The following is a 23,564-nucleotide window of genomic DNA, read 5'->3' on the forward strand; positions in this document are numbered from 1 at the left end:
GACGCTTGGTTTAAGCGCCTAAAATAGGATGGTTCACCTAGCAGATTGTGGTAAAGTCCGCGCCTGCGTTTTACCGCATCTTCATTATTTTTATTGCTTCTTCAACCCAAAGTACAAGGTTTCGCTAATGCCATTTTCTACTCTCTCATTGAGTTCTGAGCTGATTCACGCACTGCCAAAAGACTTCAAGAAACCGACCGATATTCAAGCGTTGGCCATTCCTGAGCTGTTGGCTGGTCAAGATCTATTGGCTTTGGCAAATACAGGCAGCGGCAAAACCCTTGCTTATGGTTTGCCTTTGTTGGAAAAGCTGGGTGTCAATCCAGAGCAAAAAGCGCTGATTCTTGTGCCAACTCGTGAGCTGGCAATGCAAGTGAGTGAAGCAATTAACCAAGTTGGTCAAGTTCTTGAACTCAACGCAGTGTGTTTGTGTGGCGGCGTTGATAAAGAGCAACAACAGCAGGCGCTAGCGACAAATCCTCATATCCTTGTCGCGACGACAGGTCGTTTGGTTGATCTGGCAAACAACGGTTTAGACTTAAGCAATATCCATTACCTAGTGTTGGATGAGGCCGATCGTCTGTTGGATATGGGCTTTTGGCCTGACGTGCAAAATATTGCGGGGCTGATTTCAAACCAGCGCCAAACCGCAATGTTCTCCGCAACGTTTTCAGATGATTTGAAGGGTAAAGCGAAGCTGCTTATGCAGGCACCAAAGCAAGTTGCAGCGCATCAAGAAAACAGCACCAACCAAGATATTGCTGAAACGCTGTACCTCGTCAACAAAGGCAGCAAAACCAAGGCGTTGATTGAACTTATAAAACAGAATGCTTTGGCACAGGTGTTGGTCTTTATCGGTGCGAAAGAGAACGCCGATGGCTTAGCGAAGAAGCTAAACAAAGCGGGCATCTCAACCAATGCGCTGCATGGCAATAAGAGTCAAGATGAGCGAGAAGAAGCTCTGGCGCAGTTTAAATCTGGGCAAATTCAGGTGTTGATTGCCACCGATCTACTAGCGCGCGGCATTCACATTGAGCAATTGCCTGTAGTGATCAACTTTGAACTGCCAATGCATGCAGAAACTTATGTTCACCGAGTTGGGCGTACTGCTCGCGCAGGCGAACAAGGTGTGGCGATGTCATTGGTATGTCATGGTGAAATGGACGCACTAAACGCGATTCGTCACCTGACTCAACGTGCATTGCCAGTGCAAGATCTGGTTGGTTTTCCAGTAACGGATAAGCCATCAACTGGCGAGAGCAAACGCGCGCCACGCGATAAAAAAGCCAACCGCCGAACTAATGCTAAGAAGAGCATTAAGCAGTTCCAAGGTAAGTCGAAACGCCCAGCCCCGAGTGCGAAGTAAACCAAAAAAACACGCTCTGACGGCATAGTCGGTTCAGAGCGTGGCTTAAATTTTACTTTGGGGTGTTAACCCACAGTTGGGCCAACCAAGCGCATTTCCCAATCTTCAACTTCGCCAGTTTCTAGGCGGCGCTCGACCAACTTGCCCCAAGACTCGACTAACGGCAGCTCAGACAGCTGAGTGAGTTCTTTTCTATCTAAACAGCCAGTGAAAACCGCGCCCATGATGCGAGCCAGTGGCCATTCTGGATAAGGTCTTTCGCACAGAATAATCTCGTCACCTGCACCGATATCGCCTTCTTCCAGCACTCGGAAATACCAGCCTGTTCGAAGCGTATCTTGCAGTCTTCTCGCCATGTCGTGTTGGTCAAAGCGTACGTTAAGTTTCCAACAAGGCATACGACCTTGCGACACTTCCAGTAGTGTTGAGCCGATGCGAATTTTATCTTTCAAGCAAATCGTGGATTCGGTGACGCCTTCGGAGCTGATGTTTTCGCCAAAGCCGCCGGCGGATTGGAAAATTGGTCTTTCGCCTAATTCTTGTTGCCAGATTGGGTAGTGTTCGCTTGGGTAAATATGAAGCGCTTTTTGAATGCCACCATGAAAGCGCGGATCACCTTGCTCATCACTGATAAAACCGAGCTCTGTTGCATGCTGGCGCTCAGGCAGCACTTGTTTGTTGATTGCGCTTTGCGCACCATGAGCATAAGGGACGGTTTTCCCTGCTAGCACAGCTTTTACGACGCCGATTTTCTTCATGTAACCTCCTTATTATTTGAATGAGAGATAAAGTGTTTACCTTCATTCGCGATGCGGAGCATGATAGCCTAGTAAACTTGTGTCGGTGTAGGGATGAAAAGACAACTAACAATGCTAACTCGCCAAATTGATTCGAAGTCAGGCGTCGTCACCTCCAATGAGATGATGGCCGCGAATCCCCATTCTCCTGTTTTAGTGAAAACCATCGACATGCCAAAAGGTTACATTGATGCGCTGCATCAACACACTTGGCATCAAATCATCTTTCCTATCAAAGGGTTATTGCAAACACAAACTGAGCATTATCAGCATTTGGTTCCGCACACCTCTGCGTTATTTGTTCCTGCGGGTGTTCAACACGAGTCGATTGCTCTAAGCAATACGATATTTGTTGGCATTTACCTCAACCCTGAGTTTGGCGCAACGTACGAGCCACAAGTGAGAACCATTGCTTTAACGCCGTTTTTAAATGAGCTTTTACAAGAGATCCGCAGACAGTGTGAAGGTGAGACAAGCCACGAAGAAGTGCTGCATTTGCTGGCGGTGTTGCATGATCAAATTTTGAAAAGCAACGTGCAGACATTTCAGTTATTGCTACCACAAGACAGACGACTAAAACTGATTTTCGAGCAGTTGACCGACGAGCCCGCGTTGAGCTGTTCGCTAAAAGACTGGGGAGAGAAAATTGGGGCGTCTGAGCGCACTTTATCACGGTTGTTCGCCAAGGAATTCAATACTTCATTTCTGCTTTGGCGGCAACAAATTCGGCTAATTTACTCGCTTTCTTTGTTAGATGAATCGTTGCCAATCCAAGCCATTGCAGACCTAGTGGGTTATCAAAACGACTCATCCTACATCAAAGCATTTAAAGCCTATTTTGATATGACGCCACAACAGTTTAGAGTGAACGGCGCATCGCGCAGGTAGAAATACAGAGTTTCGACTTCACTTAATGCTTTTGAGTAGAAGTTACGAAACTTCCTTTTTGAATTTCAATTACATGGTATGAATAACAATGGCACCAACGATAAATACTCGAGTGAATCAATTCTGTTTTGGTCAACCCAAAACGTCGCTGTCGTTGGAAAAAGAGCCCCTCAAACCGCTTGCTCAGGGCAAGGTTCGGGTGAGACTCGAAGCTACAAACATTAACCCAAGTGACTTGCTTTCCATTCATGGTGTTGGGCAATACCGCCGCGTTCACGTACCACCTCGCGTGCCGGGATTTGAAGCGGTTGGGCGTGTGGTGGAAGTCAGTGCAGTCGGTCAAACTGACCTTCAAGTTGGGCAAAAAGTGTTGGTGGCGATGAGTGGTACTTGGCAATACTACATAGATGCTTCGCCTGAGAATCTTTTTCCGCTACCTGAGAGTTTGGAGAACGGCTATGCCTGCCAGTTGTACATCAACGCGCTAACCGCGTGGGTGATCACCACTAAAGTGGCGAAGTTGAACAAAGGCGATGTGGTGATCATCAATGCAGCAGGGTCAGCGATCGGTAAGATATTTGCCCAGCTCGCCCATTCACTGGGTTTTGCACTGATTGCTGTGACCTCAAAGCGAGACGAGTATCCGTACGGTACCATTCCAGTGTTGGACGCGAAGAAAAACTTACAAGTTCAGCTGCAAACGCGCCAACTGCCACAACCAACGGTCGCTCTGGACGCGATAGGTGGTGAGGCTGGCACGGATCTCATTCGTACCTTGAAAGAAAACGGCCAATACATCAACTACGGAACATTGTCGTTAACGCCTTATACGCCTGAGTTTTTTGAATCGATGAAGGCCAACAACATCGACTTTAGTACATTCTTTTTGCGGTATTGGGAAGAATCGGTAGGCAAAGGCGGGAGAAAGACGGTGTTTGCTGAAATGTTAGAACACTTTATTAGCAGCGACATAAAGTTAAACGTTGCATATGATCTGCCGTTAGAGGACTTTCAAACAGCGATTGAAATGGTTGAGCGACGCTCGTCAGCAGTGTCAGGAAAAATCATTTTGACGCTGTGAATTACAGTGAGCCTGTTGAGAAAAGGGAGGATAAAATCCTCCCTTTTTTATGGGTTTACTTGTAATGATTGGGCTATTTTAGATGGAAGATTTGCTCTGTTTCGAGCGATGTCATCGCACGTACTTGACGCCAAATGTAATAAAAAATACCGAACATCATCAACATACTTGGGATGGCAATCATTGGGTAACTGTACAGCGTCATTTTTCCTAACTCTTCGTTAAAGGCAGCAGTACCAGAAGGGCTAGTCACAATCCAAGTCGCAAGGAAGTAGTTCATTGCAGATGAAAACGCAAAAGTACTTGCAAACAGGTAGTTAGAAGACATAAGGCAACGTTCGAACGCATCGGTTTTACCATTTTCTTTTAAACGTTGGTTAATCAACGCGAGGTTCAACACAGTGTCATTCAGTACTAACTTCTGCATCAGCGGGTAGCGGGTAAACGTTGAACCCAAAACCGCTAAACCGATCAGGCCAGGAATCAGGGCTTCTTTTAGTGCTAACCAGCGTGTATCAAGCTCTAACAAGCCGATGCCACCAGTTAGTAGAACACTGATAAAGCCCAGAGCAGAAATAAAGTTAAATTTCTTGTTACGGACAAGGTCCATACCGCCATAAATGATAGGAAATAGCAAAGCGACAACCAGCGCCATTGCTGTCCCTAGATGCTCATCGCCACTAAACTTCATCAAAATGAAGGAAGGGATAAATACGTTGAAAAGGATTTCAAATAAGGGATTCGGCTTTTTCGCCGTCGTGTTACTCATAATGTTTTACTGACTCTACTCTATGTCGGCTGTTATTGTACTTTGACAAGAAGTGTTCATCTAGTCGCGCTTGATGTAAAGCGTTAAAGCGTCGAGTTGTGTAACGACTTATGAAATAGACCGGAGCATAGCCAGTTAGTTTACATGATTGACTACTTTTTGTGTCTTAATGACTCTCCTTCTGTGCGATGATCTGATTACGCGCTCTGAATAATCGAGTCGCCACTGTGTTGTGGTTGAGCCTCAAGGCTTGGGCAATTTCATCATGATTCAACCCAGCCACTAAGCTCAAGAGCAACGGCTCTCGGTATTTGGGTTCGAGAATCATCATTTGTTTTTGAAGCCAATCTTGGGCCATGTCGTAGTCACTGCCAGGGTAGGTTTTTGTCTGTATTGCACACTCATCAATGTCGACAAAATCGTACTGTTTTCTATCAAAGCGCCGAGCATTCTCACGACGCAAAATAGTAATGAGCCAAGACTTCGCGGCGTTGGGGTCATTTAATTTATCAAAGAATCGCCACGCTTTCAGAAAGGTTTCTTGCGCTAAATCTTGAGCAAGGTGGTGATCTTTGCATAACCAATACGCGAGACGGTAAATCTCTTGGTATCGATCTCTCGTCAGTGCTTCGTAACGTTTATGTTTTTCCATAGCATTAAGATAAAAAGTTTGGAGAGCACGTTGTGTCTGCCAGATGAACGACAACCCTTTTTATCGCTTTTACAGTGATAAAAAGGGTTGTTCGATTAGGAAGACAAATTCGAAGAGTTAACCTTCCAAATATCGAAGGGTGACTCTGATTTCTTTCTTACACGCTTAAAATGGTTGGTTGGAAAAGCGTGAGTACTGGATGGCATCTGCGACTTCCTGAGCTTTAGACTCTGAAGTCATAAGGTGAAGTAGCTTAAGAGCAGCTTGATAGCTAACTAGGCTACCGTTCGAAGTGATAACGCCATCATCAATGACAAAATTCTGGTCGACTTGTACTTTGACTGCTGGGTAATCTCTTTGAAAGCCGTTTTCACCTCCGGCCCAAGTTGTTGCTTCTTTGCCGTTTAAAAGGCCAGCTTCGGCTAACAAATACGCGCCAGAGCAATTACTTGCCATCCAATCTGCCGCCTTTGAGGTAGTTTTAATAAAGTGAATGAGATCTTTATTTTCGATTAGTGCATCCATGTCATAGCTGGATGTTAAAACCAATACGTCGAGTTCCGGCAGATCACCAATCCAAGCATCCACACCAATTTTTAATCCTTCTTCAGTGGTGATGGTTTTCTGATCTGAGACGGAAATGGTGAGCACGTCATAATCACTAAACCAAGTGAGACGACTTGCGACGCCAAAAACCTCTAAAGGCGCAGTAACATCAGAGGTCAGTACGCCATCGTAAACCAGAATACCAATTCGTTTATCTGCGGCATGTGCTGTTTGAAGCACCCCAAAGAATAGGACTAGTGTCGCTATCAATAGTTGTAGTGCATTCTTCAATCCGTTTTTACCCATGGTTTTTTCCTCGCTAACAGAGCATCAAGTTATTGAGGTTCATTATATTTAGGCTAATTAGTGATTGAAGAGCCACTTGGTCTTTACTAAAGTGAATAAAATTCATGAATAGAGTTCATTGGTTATATGGATAAGATACGGTCCCTACGATTTTTTATTGCCACTTTAGATGGCGGTAGTTTTGCTGCGGCTGCCAAAGTGTATGGCACTGACCCTTCGACCGTGAGTAAAGCCATACATCGTCTTGAAAGCGATTTGGGTATACAGCTTTTTCAACGTTCTACGCGACAGAGCCGCCTGACAGAAGCTGGTCGTAGGTACGCAAATACTGCTAGGTTTGTACTGGAGGAGCTGGCGGCATGTGAGGATTCATTAAAAAGTCACAATGATGCGCTTTCAGGGCAGCTTAAGATTAATGTGCCAGTCTCGTACGGTCGCCTCTATATTCGTCCTTTATTAAAAGAGTTTTGTCGCCGCTACCCTAACATCACTATCGATATTCATTACGATGACGCCTACGCTGATATTATTGAGCAAGGTATTGATGTGTCGATTCGCTCTGGTGTCGTTCACGATAGTCAATTGATTGTGCGTCAGCTCAGCCCTATCGATTTTATCATTTGTGCCAGTCAGGATTACTTAGCGCGCCATGGTGTTCCGAGTGGCTCGGATGTATTCAATGACCATTCTTGGGTTCGTTTTCGTTTTAAACAAACGGGGAAACTGTTGCCGATTCGGATGCCAGAACCAGACGGTGCGAGTGAATATGACCCCGAAAGAAACTACATTGTAAATGACGGTGAATCTATGGCAGAGCTTTGCGCAGAAGGCTTAGGATTGACTCAGATCCCTCATTTTATCGCGAGAGACTGGCTTAAAGCGGGGCGTTTAGTGCCGATATTTCCGAGCATGCGCCAAGCAGGAAATGGCGTGTATCTTCTCTATGCCAACCGGGAATATGTGCCTGCCCGAGTGAGGGTGTTCATCGATTTTATCACTCAAGCAATACAGGATATGGATGAAACGCCATTCCATACTTGGGCTGAAACGTTGCCGATTTATCGACCGAACCAAGGCGATTGAAAACTTCATGTGAGTCTTTGGTTAAAACCCCCTAAGCTATATGGCGCTTTTATTGGTTTTTGTTAGTTTATTGGGCGTTATTATCGAAAAGCGCAGTTTGCTCTTCGTCACTCATAAAGGAAAGACAATGCCAACTAAGATCTTAGTGCCTGCTTTGGCCCTACTTCTCAGCGCATGTGGCGGCGATGGGGAGTCGTCAGCCCCAACAGAAAGCGGCTCACAAAACACAGGTTCCACATCGTCACAAGGCACATTTGCCAAGCAGATGCTTGCAGCGGTCAACAGCGCCCGCTCTACTACACAACAGTGTGGCGCAACCACCATGCCACCTGTTGGGGCCCTGACTTGGAGCTACGATTTGGAAAGCGCCGCTTATCGACATTCAAGCGATATGGCGAACAGCGATTTCATGAGCCACACAGGCTCTGATGGCAGCAAAATGTCAGATCGAGTTAACGCAACGGGTTATGCTTGGAGCGCCATTGGTGAGAATGTCGCCGTAGGGCAAAGTACCATTAACGCCGTCGTTAACGCGTGGTTATCGAGTGAAGGTCACTGCCTTAATATCATGAGTGCGGATTTTGATCAGATGGGCGCGTCGCTTGTCGAAAATCACTCTGCACGTTACGGGTATTACTGGACTCAGGTTTTCGCCAAACAGCGCTAATGCGATAAAGAAGCCTGATAGATAAAATAAAACGCCAGCAGTCACTATCTGCTGGCGTTTTATTATTTACATCTCTTTTAGCTTGTCAGGTTACGAAGTTTTGGGTCATCCGCCAGGTATTCAACAAATTCAATCTCAAAACCGGCAGGGTCAACAAAATACACATTTTTGCGGTAAGGTTCATCAGCACCAGGTTGGGCAATCGGATAACCTGCATCGGTTAGTCTTTTGATGATTGCATCGACGTTGTTGGTCACATAAGCAAAATGCGCTAGCCCAACTTGGTGCCCGCTCAACTCGCGGTTTTCTCCTTCGCCATGGTCACTCATGGCTATGTATTGATACTCGTCGCCAAAATGTAGCCAGTTTCTTGGCTTGCCACTCCATTCGCCTTTACCTTCATCACGCACGTACCAATGTGGAAATGCAGTTTGGTAAAACTTCAGCATTTCAGGGATATCTTTCACGACTAAGTTAATATGTTCTAGTTGGATCATGATGTGCTCCTTTTTGTCATTTTCTAGCCAACGATGAATATGCTAAAACCTCAAGTAAAGTTGAGGTAAAGGGCTTTTTTGATTTTATTTGTAGACGCCATTTATAAAGGTCAGGCAGCTGACACTGAAGAGTTGGCTCACACAGAAATCATTGAAACCTTGTGCAAGATTGGAAAGATGTTACATGATGGGGACTTCCAGTTAACCGTTTGATTTAAGTAAGCAAAAGATGAAAGTTTTTACACTTAATCATGATGTTGAGAATTTCCCTTTTTTACAAGAAGCTCAACTAGAGATTTCTATACAATACTCGGATGGCGATTTGCGGGAGTTATGTGGTGAGCGTGTCGCTGATACTTGGATGATTATTGATTTGGAGTGGGTGAGTGATAACCACATGCTTACAACAAAACCTGATTTTGCAATCTGGCGTGCAGGCGAGTTTGCTTGTTCTGAGTCCGCATATAATCAAATAAACGAAGCTCTTGATTCCAGTTGTGAGTTTTTGCCATTACGCGTCGCTGGCGAGCGTTGGTATGCTATAAACATACTCAAAACTTGCGATGCCATTGATAAGGATCGCACTGTGTTAAATGTAAGAGCTAATGGTAAGCCAAGTCGTGTAAAGCGGTTTAAAAAATTAGTGTTGAGTAGTAAATCAATCAAATCCGGAGGCTTGTTCAGGATTGAAAATAACGGAAGCGGTGTTTACTGCAATGATGAATTAGGTGGTTTGTATGAAATTTACCATCGTTGTCAGCTAAAAGGCCTGATATTTGAAGCAGTAGAAACGAGTTAAAGCCCGCAATGTTTCACCCTAAGTGTATTTCGGCAGCTTTATTTTACGCTGTTATTTCTAGTAATAATTTGTTTCCCCCCCCAAAAAAAAAACAAAAAAGCCAGCAGTTAATACCTGCTGGCAAAGTCTTTGGGCTTCTAGGTTTTTTGATTTTATTTCTTGTTACTCATCGCTGTCACGGTGCCCCGATTGGTTTTCCGGGGAAGAAAACACAGCACCGTGCGCTTTGTGCTCAAGAAATTGGAGATTAACCTTGCTTACGGATTAGGTAGTCAAATGCGCCTAAGCTTGCTTTTGCACCTTCACCCATCGCAATGATGATCTGTTTGTAAGGAACGGTTGTTGCGTCACCTGCTGCGAACACACCTTCTAGGCTAGTATCGCCACGGCTGCCGACTTCGATTTCGCCGCGCTCAGATAGCGCTACTTCTGAATCTTTTAGCCATTCTGTGTTCGGTACTAGACCGATTTGAACAAAGATACCTGACAATTCAATCTCTTTGATTTCGTCTGTGTTGCGGTCTTTGTACTTCAAGCTTGTTACGCGAGTACCGTCGCCCACTACTTCTGTTGTTTGCGCCATCGTGATGATGTCTACGTTTGGTAGTGAGTTCGCTTTGTCGATAAGCACTTGGTCTGCACGAAGTACGTCTGCGAATTCAAGAACCGTTACGTGTTCTACGATACCAGCAAGGTCGATAGCTGCTTCGATGCCTGAGTTACCACCACCGATAACTGCAGTTTTCTTGCCTTTGAACAGTGGACCGTCACAGTGTGGGCAGTACGCGACACCTTTGTTACGGTACTCTTGCTCACCCGGAACGTTCATTTCACGCCAGCGTGCACCAGGGCTTAGGATGACACTCTTACTCTTCAGCGTTGCACCGCTTTCAAGTTGGATGTGAATCAAGCCATCTTCAGTGTGTGCTGCGCCCATTAGCTTCTCAGCTTGTTGCTCAGTCACGACGTCTACGTCGTATTCTTTTAGGTGTTCTGCTAGGTCTGTTGCCAGTTTTGGACCTTCAGTGCGTTTTACCGAAATGAAGTTCTCGATTGCCATGGTGTCCATAACCTGACCACCAAAACGCTTAGCAACAACGCCAGTACGAATACCTTTACGAGCAGCGTATAGTGCAGCTGCGCTACCACCAGGACCACCGCCGACAACAAGTACATCGTATGGGTCTTTTTCGCTCAGTGCTTTCGCGGCTTTCTCGCTCGCGCCGTCATCCACTTTGTTTAGGATTTCAGTCAGAGACATACGGCCTTGACCGAATAGCTCACCGTTCACGAATACGCTTGGTACGGCCATGATGTCGCGTTGTTTCACTTCATCTTGAAACAAACCACCGTCGATCATGGTTGCTTTTACTTTCGGGTTGATCGCCGCCATCATGTTGAACGCTTGAACCACGTCCGGACAGTTTTGACACGAAAGTGAAATGAAGATTTCTACGTCTAGATCTTTGTCTAGTGCTGCGATTTGCTCAATCACTTCTGGTTCTAGTTTGATTGGGTGACCGCCAGAATGAAGCAGTGCCAATACTAGAGAGGTAAATTCGTGACCCATTGGCAAGCCTGCAAAGCGTAGTGCTGTGCCTTTTGCTGGGTTAGTTACCGCCATCACTGGTTTACGTGCGCTTGCGTTGTCGTCACGTTCAACGGTGATTAGGTCGCTCATCTCTGCGATTTGGTTCGCTAGAGACAAAATGTCATTCGATGCTTTGCTTTCATCTAGACTAACCACTAAACGAACTTCTTCTTTTACATTAGCCAGATATTGTTTGAGTTGTTGTTGGATCGCTTGGTCTAACATAGTTGTTACTACCCTAAAAATATTAAAAGTGGTTACTGTAGATAAAACCTGAGGGGGAGAGAGCAAATCAGGCAGAAGGTCGTCAAGGTATCTAACCTGAAGTGCTCTCTAATTCAGTTCTAATCAGAAAAAGGAAATCGGAACTGATTAGAACTTAAATTTCAGTGGCTTAGATTTTGCCAACTAGGTCTAGTGATGGAGCTAGTGTCTCTTCACCTTCTTTCCATTTAGCTGGGCAAACTTCGCCTGGATGTGCTGCTACGTATTGAGCTGCTTTCACTTTGCGTAGTAGGTCTTCTGCGTCACGACCGATACCTTCAGCAGTGATTTCCATTGCTTGGATAGTACCTTCTGGGTCGATTAGGAACGTTGCACGGTCTGCAAGACCTTGACCTTCACGCATCACACCGAAGTTGTTTGTGATGTTGCCTGTTTGGTCGCCAAGCATGTAGTACTGAATCTTACCGATTGTGTCTGAGCTGTCGTGCCATGCTTTGTGAGTGAAGTGTGTGTCAGTTGATACTGAGTAAACTTCTACGCCACGTTTTTGTAGCTCTTCGTAGTGGTCTGCTAGGTCGCCCAGTTCTGTTGGACATACAAACGTAAAGTCTGCTGGGTAGAAGAAGAATACTGCCCATTTACCTAGAACGTCTTGTTCTGTTACTTCAACGAATTCGCCGTTTTTGTACGCTGTAGCTGCAAATGGTTTGATTTGAGTATTAATCATAATTTACTTTCCTTTGAATGTTTTAAGCTGAGCTGTTGTTGCTTTCGGAAAGTATATTCTCATCGGAGTGTGTTTAAGGAAAATCGCTTGTAACTATCCTATTGATAGCCATTTCCTATTTCACTTGATAGGGAAATCCGATGTAAGAGGGGTTCCTTTGATAGGTTTTATTGAAGATGAAGGCAGAGTAGCAATAGAGAATAGCGGTGATGACCTTAAGTGGATCGTCTGAATAAGATCGAAAGAGCCTGCATCTCGGCAGGCTCTTTCTAATAGGAAGTTGGGAAGCGAATGCTTCTATTTTTTTAGCTCAGATTGTCGAGCACTTTGCCACACAACTTCTTCAGCATGATCATTTCATCCAACTCTAAGGTGATTTTACACATCATGGCGTTTGGCACTGACTTGGCTTGTTCTTTAAGGTCACGACCTTGTTCTGTTAGGTTGAGTACGCGAACGCGTTCATCGGTTTCACTTCGGCCGCGTTCTACATAACCTTTTGCTTCTAAGCGTTTGAGCAGCGGTGTGAGTGTGCCAGAGTCCAAATGCAGTTGTGATCCCAGCTCTTTCACGCTGGCACCGTCTTTCTCCCACAGCACCATCATCACTAAGTACTGCGAGTAAGTCAGATCAAGCTCGTCCAGCAACGGGCGGTAAGCTCGGATCACTGCATTTGCTGCGCTGTAGAGCGGGAAGCAAACTTGGTTTTCGAGTAAGAGTTTATCGTTGTCGGTCATGGTATTGTCGGTGTAACACTGGCTCATTGGTGTTGCCTACCTGCTTACAGAGAAAGAGAGTTATAAAATAAATTGTGCACAATATAGTTGCAAACTATCTTCACTTCGATGTAAGATTGCAAGCAATTAAATTGTGCGCAACTTAAATTAAGAAGGACACTCGCATGACTACTCTATACAAAACTCAAGCTACCGCTTTGGCTGGTCGTAATGGTCAAGTAAAAACTGATGACGGTCTTCTCGATCTAGAGCTGTCATACCCGAAGGAAATGGGCGGCACAGGCGCAGCAACTAACCCAGAACAGCTGTTCGCAGCGGGCTATTCAGCGTGTTTTTCTAACGCGATTTTGCACGTAGCACGTGAAGGTAAAGTAAACCTGAAAAGCGCTCCTGTAACGGCAGAAGTGGGCATTGGTCCAAATGATAACGGTGGCTTTGCACTGACAGTGAGCCTAGCGGTAGAGCTAGACATGCCACAAGAACAAGCGCTAGAGCTAACGCGCATTGCACACCAAGTTTGCCCATATTCAAACGCAGTTCGTGGCAACATTGATGTGGCAGTAACGGTAAACGGCGAAGCAATTTAAGCGGTTTCAACCACTGCACAAAGACAAGAAAGCCTGCAAGTACGCAGGCTTTTGGTTTATTTGATAGCAGTGCAGAAGCTAACGTCTGCATGGTGCGTTTGTGGGTCGAAGCTGTGGTAAAGCTCAAAGCAAGGACGGTCGTCGTTCTCAATACCGGATTCAATCACTTTGCTCATGACATCATCCCACGCTTTTGAGTATTGGCTCGGGTCAGTAATGTGCTGGCGCATCACCGCGTATTGACCGCCGGGGAAGTCTTGCAGCTCAATGCCTTTCGGAACTTCGGTATCTTCTGGCACCATCAAGCAGATATCAGTGCGACACTTCTCGTCTGGCGTGATTTCAGGATTATCATGGTAGATGAAGATGCAGGTATTGCCTGCCAAACCTTTCATTCCTGCCCATTGATACAAGCGACCTGATGGCTCCTCATAGCCTTGGCCGTAAGGGCCGTTTACGCGAATGTAAGCCAGTTTTGCTTTTTCAAAGTTTTGCGTTTCCATTGTCATGCTCCATTTGGTGAGTTCAGAGCCAGTATATGAATCGCTTGGTGTTACTTCGTTTCCATTCTTGCGCAACGTGTGTCCAATCTTGCTGTTTCGTGCTAATTCAGAAAACTGCTGGTAGTTTTCGCAGTCGCGAAAGGCCGTAGGTGTAACGCCATAATGTTGTTTGAAGGCTTTGGCTAAGCTCTGTGAGCTAGAAAATCCGTACTCTAAGGCAATGTTTAATACCGGTTGCTTGGATTTGAATAAGTCATCGGCGGCGGCTTCTAGACGCAAACGTCGAATGAAATCAGCCAATGTCTCGCCTTGCACGGCTTTGAAGGTGCGATGAAAGTGATAAGGAGAAAGGTTCGCCAGCGCGGCCACTTCTGGCAGATTGAGTGGTTCATTAAAGTGTTGTTCTAAATAACGAATCACAGGAACCAGTCGTTGGTGGTAGTCGACGCGCATCGGGGGATTTCCTTGTTCTGTTCAGCTTGTTTTCTCTGCTCAAAGCCTACCGCAATCCAACAAGCTTGCAAGGGAGCAGCGTGAGAAATGCGTGGCGAGATGAGCGTCAATCAGTCACACTCAACGAGCAGATGTTTAAGCAAAAACGTTGCGCCCATTATCTTTACTAACCGCTAGGACAATCATGATAGCTTGGAAACAGTCTCTGCCAGAGTACGAATGGCTCATTCATCAAGTTTGGTACTTGGAAGTGCCAGAGGGTGAAGTCATTGACCCCAAGCCGCACCTTATCCCAAACCCGCGTGCTCATTTACTCTTTACGCCACCAGAGCAAGGCTACAGCTACGACACGGGACACACAAAGCTTGCTGGCAAAGGCTGCCACTTGTTAATGGCTAACGAACATTTACTGTTGTTGGAAGATACGGCTCCCATCAAGCGTATTGGTATCACCTTTCGCCCAGAGGGTTTGTATGCCATTGAATCACGGTTTAGTGATGCACCCCAAGTAGCTGCAATTAACCAATGCGAATGGTTTGATTGGCTCAACACGGCGTTTGATGTGCGCTTTCAACAAGGGTTATGGCAGCTAGAGTTGCAAGATTCACCGCAATGTTTGCTGAACTACATCAAACAACATTTAGATGCGTTAGATATCGAACCTTACCGCACCAAACCGTTTTTGGCATCGCAAAAAGCAGTGTCCGTGATGGATGCTCAAGCGCTACGCTCACCTGAGTTAGCGATGGATATTGATGAGATAGCCAAACAGTGCGCCTGTTCTCGCAGAACGCTTGAGCGCAGTTTCAAACAAGTGGTGGGGTTGAGCGTTAAGCAGTATCAACAAATGGCGCGTCTGGAGCAGATGATTTTGACCCTCTACAAGCAACAAGAGGCGATTGATTGGGCGAGTTTCTCACAACAATTTGGTTTCAGTGACCAATCGCATTTGATTCGCACCCTCAAACAGCAGCTACGAAAAACGCCGAGCAAATACTTGAAAAAGCGTGACTTAACCATCGATATCTATGGCGATTTTGAGTCGTAATACATTGCTAATCAGCCCGAAAGTTGTCGCAAAAATCCAATTCTTCTCTTATCCGCTGGGCTACTATTTTCAGCAGATAACGAGGTAACACATGTCATATCAAAAACTAAAACAAGGCGAAGCCATTCCATTTAATGAATCGTTGACTATCCAACTGATTCAAGGCTCTGATCTACAAGATATTATCGAGATGTTGAACGACGATAAGGTCAATCAATATCTGTTCTTCGCACCTGCTGACAACAGCTTATATGAAGGCTTCTTTGGCCCTATTATTGAAAATACGGCACAAGCGATTAAAGACGATGTTTGGCCAGATAGCCCAACGTTCGTGATTCGTGACCAACAAGGTCAGTACATGGGAATGTGTGCAGTGACCGCGGTGATGTTCTTAACTGGCAACTACGAAGTGGGTTATCAGTTACCTACTTGCGCATGGGGTAAAGGCGTTGCGACTCGCGCTTGCCAAATGATGACCGAGATTGGCTTTACTGAGCTAAATGCCCATAAAGTCAGTGCCAATTGCTACGCTTCTAATGCTGGCTCTTACAAGACGTTAGAGAAAAATGGTTTTACTCAAGAAGGCCGTCAGAAAGACTACTACAAACTAACGCAAGGCTTTGACGACAAGCTCTACTACGGCATGACAGCAGAGCAATTCGCGTCTTTAAATCGCTAATAATTAGCCGACAAAAAAGTAGCTAACAACAAAGTAGCCAACAAAAAAGGCCGTTAACCCACATGCTCGGGTTAACGGCCTTTTCTATATTCAGCGCTAAATGGCTAACACTTAGTTGCCTTGGTTTTGGCTTTGAAGCTTCTCTTTTGCTTCTTCAACCTTTGAGAAATCCAATCCCAACTCGTCTACGGCTTCTTTGATTAGCGCAGGGTTTTGCATCACTTGCGCCATCAGCATTTGTAGCTTGTCTTGTGGCAAACCTAGTTGGCTGATTGTTGCCATTGCCGCTAGAGGGTTTTGCGTCAGAGTCTGAAAAATCTCGTTGATTTGCTCATCGCTGATGTTGTTCTCTTTCAGCAAGGCGATAATTGGGTTCATCATATTTCCTTTCAATCAGTGTATGACTTGGTTGCCAGTATTTGTTCTAGTAGAATAATTGGGGCTCCCGCTCAACATTTCAATACCCCGTTAGCTCCATGTAACCAGTCCCAGAATGAGAGCCCTCAATACGTACTGGGCCTTCCCAATAAGGTACCGAAAGCGGCATTTTCGCGTTCGGGTTGAGAGCAGAAACGGTAAGCTCAATTTGCTGATTTGGAATCGACACTTGCCACTGGGTTGGATACTTTCGCCCTTGGATTTCTGTTTGCTTGGTTGCTATTAAGCGAATGTCTTTTTGAGAAATGGCGATGCCAGAGCCATCTTGCTGCATCAGCTTTGCGCTGGCGTAACTAGCTTGTCCGGTTTTGGAATCCCGCAACTGGAACACCACCAAGCTGGTTTTGTCACTCAACCTCAGAGCAAACCAGTCCCAGCCTTGTTGTGAGTCGAGTAAGAATTGCGAGCTCCACTCTCGATCTATCCAGCCTTCACCCGACACTTGATGAGTTTCGCCGTCGATGGTGACTTCACCGGAGACATCAATAAACGGTTGGCTGTAGTAATACGAAGCCACCTGACCATCGGCACTTTTGGTGCTGTAACCTTGCTCGCCTTGCTTTTGATAAGGTGCGCTGCTGGTCAGTTTTAGTGAGTAGCCAAACTGCTCTGAATTGGCATTTAGCGTGGCAGGGAAGAGGTCGTTGGTTGAAGAGGTCCACTGCCAATCATCGAGGTAAACACGAAATGGAGAGCTATCGACGCCGGCTAAGGACGCTTGAGCGCGTGACCATTTTTCATCTGCATAGTGTTTGTCGGTTGTCGTGACTGCGCTGTGCGTCATGTAGATTTGCTGAGTTTGCCACTCGGTTTTCTTCACGTCATCTTCGCCCGTTGGCGGCGCAGCAGCAAAGCGAAATTGTGTCCATTGAACGCCAAGTGGGTTGCCTTCTTCATCAATTAAGTTAGCGGTTAAGTACCACCATTCATGACGAAAGTTTGGGTGCGCTTGATGATCGGTAGGAAAGGTGAGTTCAACCCCTTTTTCTACGGGTGTGAATAGGTTGCTTTCGCTTTGCATATCTCCACTGCCCAGAAAAGTTCCCATATTTTGTTGCTGCGCATCTTCACAACCGAATAGGAATAAGCTGCTTATGAGTAGAGTAAGCTTGCTTGCCAATCGAACCATCACAAGACCTCGCTTTGCAAACTGGAGACGACAGGCTTACTGACCAATCGCCACAGCGGAATCAAGGTTGCGATCACTGCCACCAAGATGGTGATTGCCGCAATGCTCAGCGCATCACTCCAATTCCACAGATAATTTAAGCTCCAACCAAAAGCTCGTAAGGTGACGATGTCTGTCAGTACATAACCCACCATCGCACCGAGGGGCAGGGCAATGACCAGCGTAAAACTGACCAAAGCGACGATCTGCCCGACCACCATGGTCATTAATTTACGACGGCTGACGCCAAGTGCATACAGCCTTGCAATGGCGGCTTTGCGCGCGTCGAGCAACATAAAACAAGCACTGAACAAACCAATCACCGCGACCATCAACGTCACGCCGTTGAGTGCGCGTGTAATGGCGAAGGTCTGCGAGAAAATATCCAACGCGATGGATTTGATTTGCGCCTGATCGTAGAGCTGACTTGGATGCAGATTCAATTGCTCGCGCAGTTGCTCGTATACGATTTGTGGGTCTCCTGATACTTTAATGCCAAGGCTTGTTGGCAGGTCGGTAAAGCCACTCTCTTGCCATAATTTGGGTGCCAATAACACTTCACCGTTGGGTGAGCCGTAATCGTGGAATACCGCACCCACAAGCAGGTTCTTATTTGGAACGGCATCAAGCGTGAGCGCGCTACCCAGTGATAAACCCAGTTTGACCGCGGTTGGTTCACTGATAGCGACCAACTCACCTTGGTAAAAGCGTGACCAGAAGTTCTCCAAATGCGATTTGAACACCATGGTTTGTTCTAAGGTGTCTTTGTCTTTGGTACCAAGCAAAATCGGTAAGCCTTGCAGGTTATCGTCGACGTAGTATTGCTTGTAGACGGTCTCAACATTATTGAACTGCCCTAACGCGCGCTCTACATCAGCGATTTCTCCTTGGGCAGGGCTGACGTAAATATCGGCGTGTAGCCTTTGTTCTAACCACTGTTTTAAGGTGGATTCAAAACTGCCCACTAGCGTATTCATCCCCATATTGGCTGTAACGGCGAGTAGCAGTGCCATCATGGCGAGAGAAAGCGGAGAAATCAGCTCGCGCAACTCAGCAAAAAGATACTGCATCAAACCGGAATTGGTGCGTTTTTCACACCAATTGGCTAAGACGCTGAGTGTTTTGGTTAGATATAAAGGAATCGACACCACAAGCACGCCGAGCCACGCCATGGTGAAGCGGTGATGCTCACTCAACCATAACCCTGCGAGTGCGAGAGCCGTCAACGAAGCACCTATCACGAACAATTGGTTTTCGTTAGAGGCTTCCGGCGCTTGATAAAATCCGCCATGAGAGGAAAGCGGCTGGCGCACTCGCTGTTTAAAGTGCTGCCAACATGCCAACAGGGTGGCGACTAACGTGAGTAGCAATGCTTGTGCCCACCATTGCCACTGCCAAGTTCCGGGCAGCAGTGTCGCGCCATAAAGTTGCTTTAGAGTCAGTGCCACGGTCGGATGTAACCAGTGGCTAAGCTGCATGCCCAATACAAAACCGAGGGAAGCGCCGATGGTAACGAGAAGAGTGAGCTCAACTAACAGCGCAGAGAACACAATGCTCGGCGCAACACCCGCTTGTTGAATTTGCACTAACAGCCGATTGCGTTTCAGCAAGCTGTACTTTACGCCGTTGTAAGCGATGAACAGCCCGACTAAAAACGCGAGTAAGCTCATTGCGGTGAGGTTGAGGTGAAAGCTTTCGGTCAGCGAACCAAGGTCTGTACTTTGGTTATTGGAAATCCATTGCCCTTGATCGCTAATCAGCTTCTGCCAATTTGCCTGCGTGTCTTTATCCCCTTTATCACCCGAATGGAAAACTGCAATGTAACTGAGCTGCCCTTGTTTATTGAGCAGTTGCTGGGCAAAGCCAATGTCCATCAACATTCGGCTACCTAACTGCCATTCGTCTGGTAGCACCACCACTTGGGTTGGAATGTCATCCAGAGTTAGGGTTTCTACTTCCCCTAAGTTTTGATGTTGAGATTGGCTCATCATCACGATTGGCTTGCCGGCTAAAAGCTCAGGCAAAGGTAAAGCACTATGGAACAAAGACACGTTCTGTTCACTATCTGATGAATAGCGAGAACGTGAAGAGATAGCGGCAATCAACTCGCTACCTTGTACTGACCAGCGTCGACCTTGTTCGTCTCTCACTCGCCCTTCGATTACAGGTAGCGCTGCACTGAGTCCGTTTTGTCTAAGGGTGAAGTAGATCGATTCAGGCAGGTAGTTTTGCCCTGCTGGTGGAATAATTAAGTTCTGAGCTTGTGCGCTGAGCTGCTCGGTAGACTCAGCATAACTGCGCTTGGCATTGAGGTTGATGGCTTGCACCGCAACAAACAAGGTCACGGCCAGCACGATACCGATCAGAATTGCGGCGGCTTGCAGTGGCGCCTGCCGATAGTGCGCTGCAAACAGATTCAGGGCGAGTCGAGTATGAGTGAATCTGTTGTTTGATGGCTTAGTTTGCTTCATGGTGAAGCTCATGTTTGTTTACTTGATGGCTGTTCTGTAGCTGACTGTTATCCAATCGCAGCCGTGCTTTCATAAATTCAGCGCATTCATGGCTGTGGGTCACCAAGAGCACGGCGGTATTGCCTTGGGTGGTGATTTCACTCAGCAGTTTCATCACTTCTAACCCTGCTTTTTGGTCAAGGTTACCTGTGGGTTCATCAGCAAGTAGCAGTTTAGGTTTGTGTGCTAAGGCGCGCGCAATAGCGACTCGTTGTTGTTGACCTCCGGAAAGGGCAGAAACATGTCTATCGAGCAGTTGGCTGATGCCTAGAGTCTCGACCAAATAATCGCACCAGTCATTCCATTTCTGTTGATTCAAATGCAGAGGGAATGCGATGTTCTGCTGCACGTTGAGCGGCGTTAATAGATTGAATTGCTGGAAGATAACACCGAGTTTTTGGTGTCGAAATCGGCTCCATTGTGGGTCTTTCCAAGCCGCTGTGTTATCGCCATCTAACCACAACTCACCATCGGAAAGCGGCTCAAAGCCAGCGATGATGTTGAGTAAGGTACTTTTGCCGCTGCCACTTGCGCCCGTCAGTGCAACACTCGCTCCTGTGTTCAACGTAAAGTCGACCCCTTCCAACACGCGATGTGTCTCTTTGCCATCAACAAAGCTTTTGCTGGCGTGTTTGAGTGTGACAAGTGGGCTTTCCATTTCCTCTCCCTGTATTCAAAAGGTGTCGTTTCTTTTGGCAATCGCTATTGCAGTTAGTTCTCTAGAAACTTTAGACAACAATTAGATAAAAACAGCGATTTACATCGATTTCTTAATAACTTGTACTGAAAAGAAGAGGGAAGAGATTAAATGAGGAGGGATATGACAGGCATTAAAAAAGCCCGAGTCAAACTCGAGCTTTCAAATACATTCAGCGTGGTCAGCTTACACGTAGTACGCTTCAACTTCGCCTTTAAGTTTGATTAGCATTGGGTTACCGAAACGGTCTTTTGCTTTAGGAGAAGCAATTTTTACCCAACCTTCGCTGATGCAGTATTCTTCTACGTCAGTACGCTCTTGGCCGTTGATACGAATACCGATTTGGTGCTCGAAGCATTCTTTGATGAAGAATGGGCTACGTGGGTTACCCGCTAGGCGATCTGGTAGAGCTGGTTTAGCTGTATCTGTCATTTTGTGTGACCTAAATTCCGTAAAAAGTGCGCTATTGTAGTCAGTGCACTGTGTGTGTTCAAGATATGTTGAGAGTCGATGCGTTGTTTAACTTTCAAGTACCGCCTACAACCCCTTCAAATACTGCGCGTTGGCTGTTGGTTGAATCATGGCATTCAGCGTTTGGACGGTTTGTTCGCTGTACTCTTCAAGTAGAGCTAAGAACGCGTCAATCAACTCAGGTTTGCTTGCTGAGACTTTCGTTTCGGTCTGGATATCACGCAGATCGATCAACACATCGGTAAACAATTGCGGCAGATCGTGCAGCACTTGCAGGTTTAAGACGTTGTGCTCGCTGTAGATTGAATTGTGGCTACCTTTTTGTTTTTGCACCACGTAAGGATTGTCTTTTAAGTTGATGATAGACGTGCGTTTATCACAGCGTTTCAAACAACCTTTGTTGACCTTCACCTTACGGCATCCTTCGGTTTGTTGGAACAAACATTGGCGGCTCGTGAGTAGGGTATTTGGATTATAAATGCTGTAGAAGCTGCGCATGTTTTTCGGACGCTTGATATGGCGCATCTGCTTCATATTCAGCTCGTTAGAAACAAACGCGCCACTTGCCGCGAACTCGTCTTGAAGGCATTTAAACGCGTATGAGTTCACCGTGTTCATTTGTGGGCCTGCCACCCAGCCTAAGCCGAGCTCTTTTGCGATCATGCCGACGCCTGAGTTGCTGGTGATCAACAACTCAGGTTGGATGGTTTCCAAAAATACGCGCGCGGCGTGGTAGTCTTCGCCAATCAAAATGGCTGGGAACCAAGGTTTGAGCATTGGGTTGGCTTGGAACAACTCAATCATCGCGCTCAGTTCACCAGGCAATCCCATTGGCAGTTGATAGTAAACATCAATGTCGCGGTATTCGCACAGCATGGCTTCTTGTGCTGACGAGATCAGAACCGATAATTTTGGCGCACCTTGGCGAGGTTCTGGTTGAGGTAATGTTGGCAGAGTTGGCACATCAATCGATCCTTTCAAGCTGCTGCCGGATACTTGTGTCGAAGTGACATCGAACGACTTAGTTTGCTCTGCCACTTTCTCAATGATCGCGGTTTTGTCGTCGTAGAGTTTCTTTTTCACCGCTTGCACATCATCAGCAGACTGGCATTGATAAACCTTCGAAAAATGCTTTACAGCGTGGTCGCGCGGGTTGTCGATGTACATCGCCTTGCCGAAATCGCCTTGCAAAAATGCGTTGGAGAAATCACGGTTGAACACCGTGTATAACTCTGTGGTGTCTTCAGAGAGTTCCAAACCTTCGCACAAGCGATCGATTTGCTGACGCCAATTATCGACCACGGTATAGACGTAGTGCGATTTCTTGATTCGTCCTTCCACTTTTAATGAATACACGCCAGCATCGGCAAGCGCTTTCAAGTCCCCAAAGGCGGAGTTGTCTTTCATATTGAGTGGGTAGTTGTTGCCCGTTTTGGTCGTTTCGTACTGTTCGCGACAAGGTTGACTGCAGCGTCCACGGTTACCTGATGCACCATTGCGAGCGGAACTGATATAGCAAATTCCGGAGAATCCGATGCAGTATGAGCCGTGGACAAACACTTCCATCATTACGTTGTGCTCGCGACCAAATTGCGCCAGATGTTTTATTTCATCGATGTTAAGTTCGCGAGATAAGTTTACTCGGCTTGCGGTGAGCTGGTTGAGAAAGAGGATCTGGCCTTCGTTATGCGTATTTAGTTGCGTTGAAGCGTGCACATCCAAATCGGGGAAGTGATGTTTGAGAATGTAGGCCAGACCGAGATCTTGCACGATCACGCCATCGATTTTGGTGGTGTTCAGTTGGCTGAGTAAGCGAACAATCGCCGGAATTTCACTTTCTAAAATCAGCACATTCAACGTTAGGAAAATCTTACAGCTGTGCTGATGGGCTAACGTTAACACGCCATTTAAGTTATCTAAGGTGAGGTTGGTCGCTCGGTTACGAGCATTGAAGCGGTCGAGCCCACAGTAAATTGCATCGGCGCCAGCGGCAATGGCGGCTTTGATGGAATCTAAATCACCACCGGGTGCTAATAACTCAAATAGATCGCGTGTCACTACTTTTCTCTTTCTTACTAAAATAGGCTGCAAATGTTACGTATTTCACGCTTTTGATGCTCGGCTAGTTAACGCTTTATTAATCTGAATCAATTAATCCGTGTTACACGGTCGACTCTTGAGTGGGTAGAGTGCAATTCGCGATAGCGGAATCTGACTTCTATAGTTTTCCTACACTTGGTTTTTCTATATCTAGTTTTCGACTCAGAGAGAGGAAGGGA

25 protein-coding genes are annotated in these 23,564 nt (G+C 46.3%); 10 read left to right on the plus strand and 15 right to left on the minus strand.

All coding sequences use genetic code 11. The features are described 5' to 3' along the window. The first annotated feature begins 127 nt into the window (after positions 1 to 127). Positions 128 to 1,366 (plus strand): DEAD/DEAH box helicase, encoded by a 1,239-nt coding sequence (locus tag R7E47_RS00730; protein ID WP_318083539.1) that lies wholly within the window; start codon positions 128 to 130, stop codon positions 1,364 to 1,366. Positions 1,367 to 1,431: 65 nt separating this feature from the next. Here the strand turns inward: R7E47_RS00730 and R7E47_RS00735 are convergent, their stop codons facing one another. Continuing rightward, the gene (locus R7E47_RS00735) at positions 1,432 to 2,124 is read right to left on the minus strand and encodes an MOSC domain-containing protein (RefSeq protein ID WP_054729889.1); all 693 of its coding nucleotides are present in this window, start codon (positions 2,122 to 2,124) and stop codon (positions 1,432 to 1,434) included. A 111-nt stretch (positions 2,125 to 2,235) separates the two neighbouring features. Between R7E47_RS00735 and R7E47_RS00740 the strand changes: the two genes are divergently transcribed. Together R7E47_RS00740 and R7E47_RS00745 are read left to right on the plus strand one after the other, a co-directional pair. Then, complete coding sequence (locus tag R7E47_RS00740) at positions 2,236 to 3,051, plus strand: AraC family transcriptional regulator (RefSeq protein WP_042522262.1); 816 nt, start codon at positions 2,236 to 2,238, stop codon at positions 3,049 to 3,051. An 88-nt stretch (positions 3,052 to 3,139) separates the two neighbouring features. Continuing rightward, positions 3,140 to 4,132 carry a zinc-dependent alcohol dehydrogenase family protein gene (locus tag R7E47_RS00745; RefSeq protein WP_042522260.1) on the plus strand — a complete coding sequence of 331 codons (993 nt, stop codon included), beginning with the start codon at positions 3,140 to 3,142 and terminating at the stop codon, positions 4,130 to 4,132. A gap of 73 nt (positions 4,133 to 4,205) precedes the next feature. On the opposite strand, the gene R7E47_RS00750 is transcribed toward R7E47_RS00745, so the two are convergent. The 3 genes from R7E47_RS00750 to R7E47_RS00760 all read right to left on the minus strand — a co-directional run bounded on the left by R7E47_RS00750 (position 4,206) and on the right by R7E47_RS00760 (position 6,405). Beyond that, on the minus strand, positions 4,206 to 4,901 hold the full coding sequence (locus R7E47_RS00750; protein WP_005383527.1) for a VC0807 family protein: 696 nt from the start codon (positions 4,899 to 4,901) through the stop codon (positions 4,206 to 4,208). Between the two features lie 166 nt (positions 4,902 to 5,067). After that, positions 5,068 to 5,598 carry a sigma-70 family RNA polymerase sigma factor gene (locus tag R7E47_RS00755; RefSeq protein ID WP_258616870.1) on the minus strand — a complete coding sequence of 177 codons (531 nt, stop codon included), beginning with the start codon at positions 5,596 to 5,598 and terminating at the stop codon, positions 5,068 to 5,070. A 120-nt stretch (positions 5,599 to 5,718) separates the two neighbouring features. Further along, on the minus strand, positions 5,719 to 6,405 hold the full coding sequence (locus tag R7E47_RS00760) for a DJ-1/PfpI family protein (RefSeq protein ID WP_213971391.1): 687 nt from the start codon (positions 6,403 to 6,405) through the stop codon (positions 5,719 to 5,721). Positions 6,406 to 6,531: 126 nt separating this feature from the next. Here R7E47_RS00760 and R7E47_RS00765 point away from each other — a divergent pair, with 126 nt between their 5' ends. Both R7E47_RS00765 and R7E47_RS00770 read left to right on the plus strand, forming a co-directional pair. Beyond that, positions 6,532 to 7,488, plus strand: a complete 957-nt coding sequence (locus R7E47_RS00765; RefSeq protein WP_258669752.1) for a LysR family transcriptional regulator — start codon at positions 6,532 to 6,534, stop codon at positions 7,486 to 7,488. Positions 7,489 to 7,615: 127 nt separating this feature from the next. Beyond that, positions 7,616 to 8,155, plus strand: a complete 540-nt coding sequence (locus R7E47_RS00770; RefSeq protein WP_258669754.1) for a CAP domain-containing protein — start codon at positions 7,616 to 7,618, stop codon at positions 8,153 to 8,155. 77 nt (positions 8,156 to 8,232) lie between these two features. Here R7E47_RS00770 and R7E47_RS00775 read toward each other — a convergent pair whose 3' ends face one another. Next, complete coding sequence (locus R7E47_RS00775) at positions 8,233 to 8,652, minus strand: VOC family protein (RefSeq protein ID WP_005374615.1); 420 nt, start codon at positions 8,650 to 8,652, stop codon at positions 8,233 to 8,235. Between the two features lie 229 nt (positions 8,653 to 8,881). Between R7E47_RS00775 and R7E47_RS00780 the strand changes: the two genes are divergently transcribed. Together R7E47_RS00780 and R7E47_RS00785 are read left to right on the plus strand one after the other, a co-directional pair. Next, the gene (locus R7E47_RS00780) at positions 8,882 to 9,451 is read left to right on the plus strand and encodes an imm11 family protein (RefSeq protein WP_318083544.1); all 570 of its coding nucleotides are present in this window, start codon (positions 8,882 to 8,884) and stop codon (positions 9,449 to 9,451) included. An 8-nt stretch (positions 9,452 to 9,459) separates the two neighbouring features. After that, a complete protein-coding gene (locus R7E47_RS00785; protein WP_318056876.1) occupies positions 9,460 to 9,702 on the plus strand; it encodes a hypothetical protein in 243 nt (80 codons plus the stop codon). Here R7E47_RS00785 and ahpF read toward each other — a convergent pair. The 3 genes from ahpF to R7E47_RS00800 form a co-directional block, all read right to left on the minus strand. Next, entirely contained in the window at positions 9,699 to 11,267 is a 1,569-nt protein-coding gene (gene ahpF / locus R7E47_RS00790) for an alkyl hydroperoxide reductase subunit F (RefSeq protein ID WP_005374617.1), read from the minus strand. The genes R7E47_RS00785 and ahpF overlap by 4 nt on opposite strands. Positions 11,268 to 11,436: 169 nt before the next feature. After that, positions 11,437 to 11,994, minus strand: a complete 558-nt coding sequence (gene ahpC, locus R7E47_RS00795) for an alkyl hydroperoxide reductase subunit C (protein ID WP_005374632.1) — start codon at positions 11,992 to 11,994, stop codon at positions 11,437 to 11,439. Between the two features lie 305 nt (positions 11,995 to 12,299). Continuing rightward, positions 12,300 to 12,758, minus strand: coding sequence for a MarR family winged helix-turn-helix transcriptional regulator (locus R7E47_RS00800; protein ID WP_206949177.1), 459 nt, complete (start codon positions 12,756 to 12,758; stop codon positions 12,300 to 12,302). A 137-nt stretch (positions 12,759 to 12,895) separates the two neighbouring features. Between R7E47_RS00800 and R7E47_RS00805 the strand changes: the two genes are divergently transcribed. Next, positions 12,896 to 13,318 carry an organic hydroperoxide resistance protein gene (locus R7E47_RS00805; RefSeq protein WP_005374640.1) on the plus strand — a complete coding sequence of 141 codons (423 nt, stop codon included), beginning with the start codon at positions 12,896 to 12,898 and terminating at the stop codon, positions 13,316 to 13,318. A 56-nt stretch (positions 13,319 to 13,374) separates the two neighbouring features. On the opposite strand, the gene R7E47_RS00810 is transcribed toward R7E47_RS00805, so the two are convergent. Further along, the gene (locus tag R7E47_RS00810; RefSeq protein ID WP_009706616.1) at positions 13,375 to 14,274 is read right to left on the minus strand and encodes a GyrI-like domain-containing protein; all 900 of its coding nucleotides are present in this window, start codon (positions 14,272 to 14,274) and stop codon (positions 13,375 to 13,377) included. A 184-nt stretch (positions 14,275 to 14,458) separates the two neighbouring features. On the opposite strand from R7E47_RS00810, the gene R7E47_RS00815 reads away from it, so the two are divergent. Together R7E47_RS00815 and R7E47_RS00820 are read left to right on the plus strand one after the other, a co-directional pair. Next, positions 14,459 to 15,322 (plus strand): helix-turn-helix domain-containing protein, encoded by an 864-nt coding sequence (locus tag R7E47_RS00815; RefSeq protein WP_258669756.1) that lies wholly within the window; start codon positions 14,459 to 14,461, stop codon positions 15,320 to 15,322. Positions 15,323 to 15,413: 91 nt separating this feature from the next. After that, the gene (locus tag R7E47_RS00820; RefSeq protein WP_213886392.1) at positions 15,414 to 16,001 is read left to right on the plus strand and encodes a GNAT family N-acetyltransferase; all 588 of its coding nucleotides are present in this window, start codon (positions 15,414 to 15,416) and stop codon (positions 15,999 to 16,001) included. Positions 16,002 to 16,112: 111 nt separating this feature from the next. On the opposite strand, the gene R7E47_RS00825 is transcribed toward R7E47_RS00820, so the two are convergent. The 6 genes from R7E47_RS00825 to R7E47_RS00850 all read right to left on the minus strand — a co-directional run bounded on the left by R7E47_RS00825 (position 16,113) and on the right by R7E47_RS00850 (position 23,343). Further along, positions 16,113 to 16,379: a DUF2999 family protein gene (locus R7E47_RS00825; protein WP_004746427.1), complete on the minus strand. Its 267-nt coding sequence runs from the start codon at positions 16,377 to 16,379 to the stop codon at positions 16,113 to 16,115. A 79-nt stretch (positions 16,380 to 16,458) separates the two neighbouring features. After that, positions 16,459 to 17,568, minus strand: coding sequence for a lipocalin-like domain-containing protein (locus R7E47_RS00830; protein WP_318083802.1), 1,110 nt, complete (start codon positions 17,566 to 17,568; stop codon positions 16,459 to 16,461). Continuing rightward, complete coding sequence (locus R7E47_RS00835) at positions 17,568 to 20,078, minus strand: ABC transporter permease (protein WP_318083548.1); 2,511 nt, start codon at positions 20,076 to 20,078, stop codon at positions 17,568 to 17,570. Before R7E47_RS00835 ends, R7E47_RS00830 begins: the two co-directional genes overlap by 1 nt. Next, complete coding sequence (locus R7E47_RS00840) at positions 20,065 to 20,775, minus strand: ABC transporter ATP-binding protein (RefSeq protein WP_053350157.1); 711 nt, start codon at positions 20,773 to 20,775, stop codon at positions 20,065 to 20,067. The genes R7E47_RS00835 and R7E47_RS00840 overlap by 14 nt, the downstream gene beginning before the upstream one ends. 225 nt (positions 20,776 to 21,000) lie before the next feature. Then, positions 21,001 to 21,246 (minus strand): DUF3297 family protein, encoded by a 246-nt coding sequence (locus R7E47_RS00845; protein WP_005374689.1) that lies wholly within the window; start codon positions 21,244 to 21,246, stop codon positions 21,001 to 21,003. A gap of 105 nt (positions 21,247 to 21,351) precedes the next feature. After that, positions 21,352 to 23,343, minus strand: coding sequence for a U32 family peptidase (locus R7E47_RS00850; RefSeq protein WP_318083552.1), 1,992 nt, complete (start codon positions 23,341 to 23,343; stop codon positions 21,352 to 21,354). Positions 23,344 to 23,564 lie beyond the last annotated feature (221 nt).

The organism is Vibrio sp. Vb1026 (assembly GCF_033338745.1).
GTDB classification, from domain to species: domain Bacteria; phylum Pseudomonadota; class Gammaproteobacteria; order Enterobacterales; family Vibrionaceae; genus Vibrio; species Vibrio alginolyticus.

Coding starts and splice junctions, on each gene's coding strand:
- R7E47_RS00835 (WP_318083548.1), bottom strand. CDS start 20,078: ATGAAGCAAACTAAGCCATCAAACAACAGATTCACTCATACTCGACTC.
- R7E47_RS00815 (WP_258669756.1), top strand. CDS start 14,459: ATGATAGCTTGGAAACAGTCTCTGCCAGAGTACGAATGGCTCATTCAT.
- R7E47_RS00765 (WP_258669752.1), top strand. CDS start 6,532: ATGGATAAGATACGGTCCCTACGATTTTTTATTGCCACTTTAGATGGC.
- ahpC (WP_005374632.1), bottom strand. CDS start 11,994: ATGATTAATACTCAAATCAAACCATTTGCAGCTACAGCGTACAAAAAC.
- R7E47_RS00810 (WP_009706616.1), bottom strand. CDS start 14,274: ATGCGCGTCGACTACCACCAACGACTGGTTCCTGTGATTCGTTATTTA.
- R7E47_RS00805 (WP_005374640.1), top strand. CDS start 12,896: ATGACTACTCTATACAAAACTCAAGCTACCGCTTTGGCTGGTCGTAAT.
- R7E47_RS00735 (WP_054729889.1), bottom strand. CDS start 2,124: ATGAAGAAAATCGGCGTCGTAAAAGCTGTGCTAGCAGGGAAAACCGTC.
- R7E47_RS00840 (WP_053350157.1), bottom strand. CDS start 20,775: ATGGAAAGCCCACTTGTCACACTCAAACACGCCAGCAAAAGCTTTGTT.
- R7E47_RS00825 (WP_004746427.1), bottom strand. CDS start 16,379: ATGAACCCAATTATCGCCTTGCTGAAAGAGAACAACATCAGCGATGAG.
- R7E47_RS00770 (WP_258669754.1), top strand. CDS start 7,616: ATGCCAACTAAGATCTTAGTGCCTGCTTTGGCCCTACTTCTCAGCGCA.
- R7E47_RS00750 (WP_005383527.1), bottom strand. CDS start 4,901: ATGAGTAACACGACGGCGAAAAAGCCGAATCCCTTATTTGAAATCCTT.
- R7E47_RS00745 (WP_042522260.1), top strand. CDS start 3,140: ATGGCACCAACGATAAATACTCGAGTGAATCAATTCTGTTTTGGTCAA.
- R7E47_RS00830 (WP_318083802.1), bottom strand. CDS start 17,568: ATGGTTCGATTGGCAAGCAAGCTTACTCTACTCATAAGCAGCTTATTC.
- R7E47_RS00760 (WP_213971391.1), bottom strand. CDS start 6,405: ATGGGTAAAAACGGATTGAAGAATGCACTACAACTATTGATAGCGACA.
- R7E47_RS00800 (WP_206949177.1), bottom strand. CDS start 12,758: ATGAGCCAGTGTTACACCGACAATACCATGACCGACAACGATAAACTC.
- R7E47_RS00740 (WP_042522262.1), top strand. CDS start 2,236: ATGCTAACTCGCCAAATTGATTCGAAGTCAGGCGTCGTCACCTCCAAT.
- R7E47_RS00730 (WP_318083539.1), top strand. CDS start 128: ATGCCATTTTCTACTCTCTCATTGAGTTCTGAGCTGATTCACGCACTG.
- R7E47_RS00820 (WP_213886392.1), top strand. CDS start 15,414: ATGTCATATCAAAAACTAAAACAAGGCGAAGCCATTCCATTTAATGAA.
- R7E47_RS00785 (WP_318056876.1), top strand. CDS start 9,460: ATGTTTCACCCTAAGTGTATTTCGGCAGCTTTATTTTACGCTGTTATT.
- R7E47_RS00780 (WP_318083544.1), top strand. CDS start 8,882: ATGAAAGTTTTTACACTTAATCATGATGTTGAGAATTTCCCTTTTTTA.
- R7E47_RS00845 (WP_005374689.1), bottom strand. CDS start 21,246: ATGACAGATACAGCTAAACCAGCTCTACCAGATCGCCTAGCGGGTAAC.
- ahpF (WP_005374617.1), bottom strand. CDS start 11,267: ATGTTAGACCAAGCGATCCAACAACAACTCAAACAATATCTGGCTAAT.
- R7E47_RS00775 (WP_005374615.1), bottom strand. CDS start 8,652: ATGATCCAACTAGAACATATTAACTTAGTCGTGAAAGATATCCCTGAA.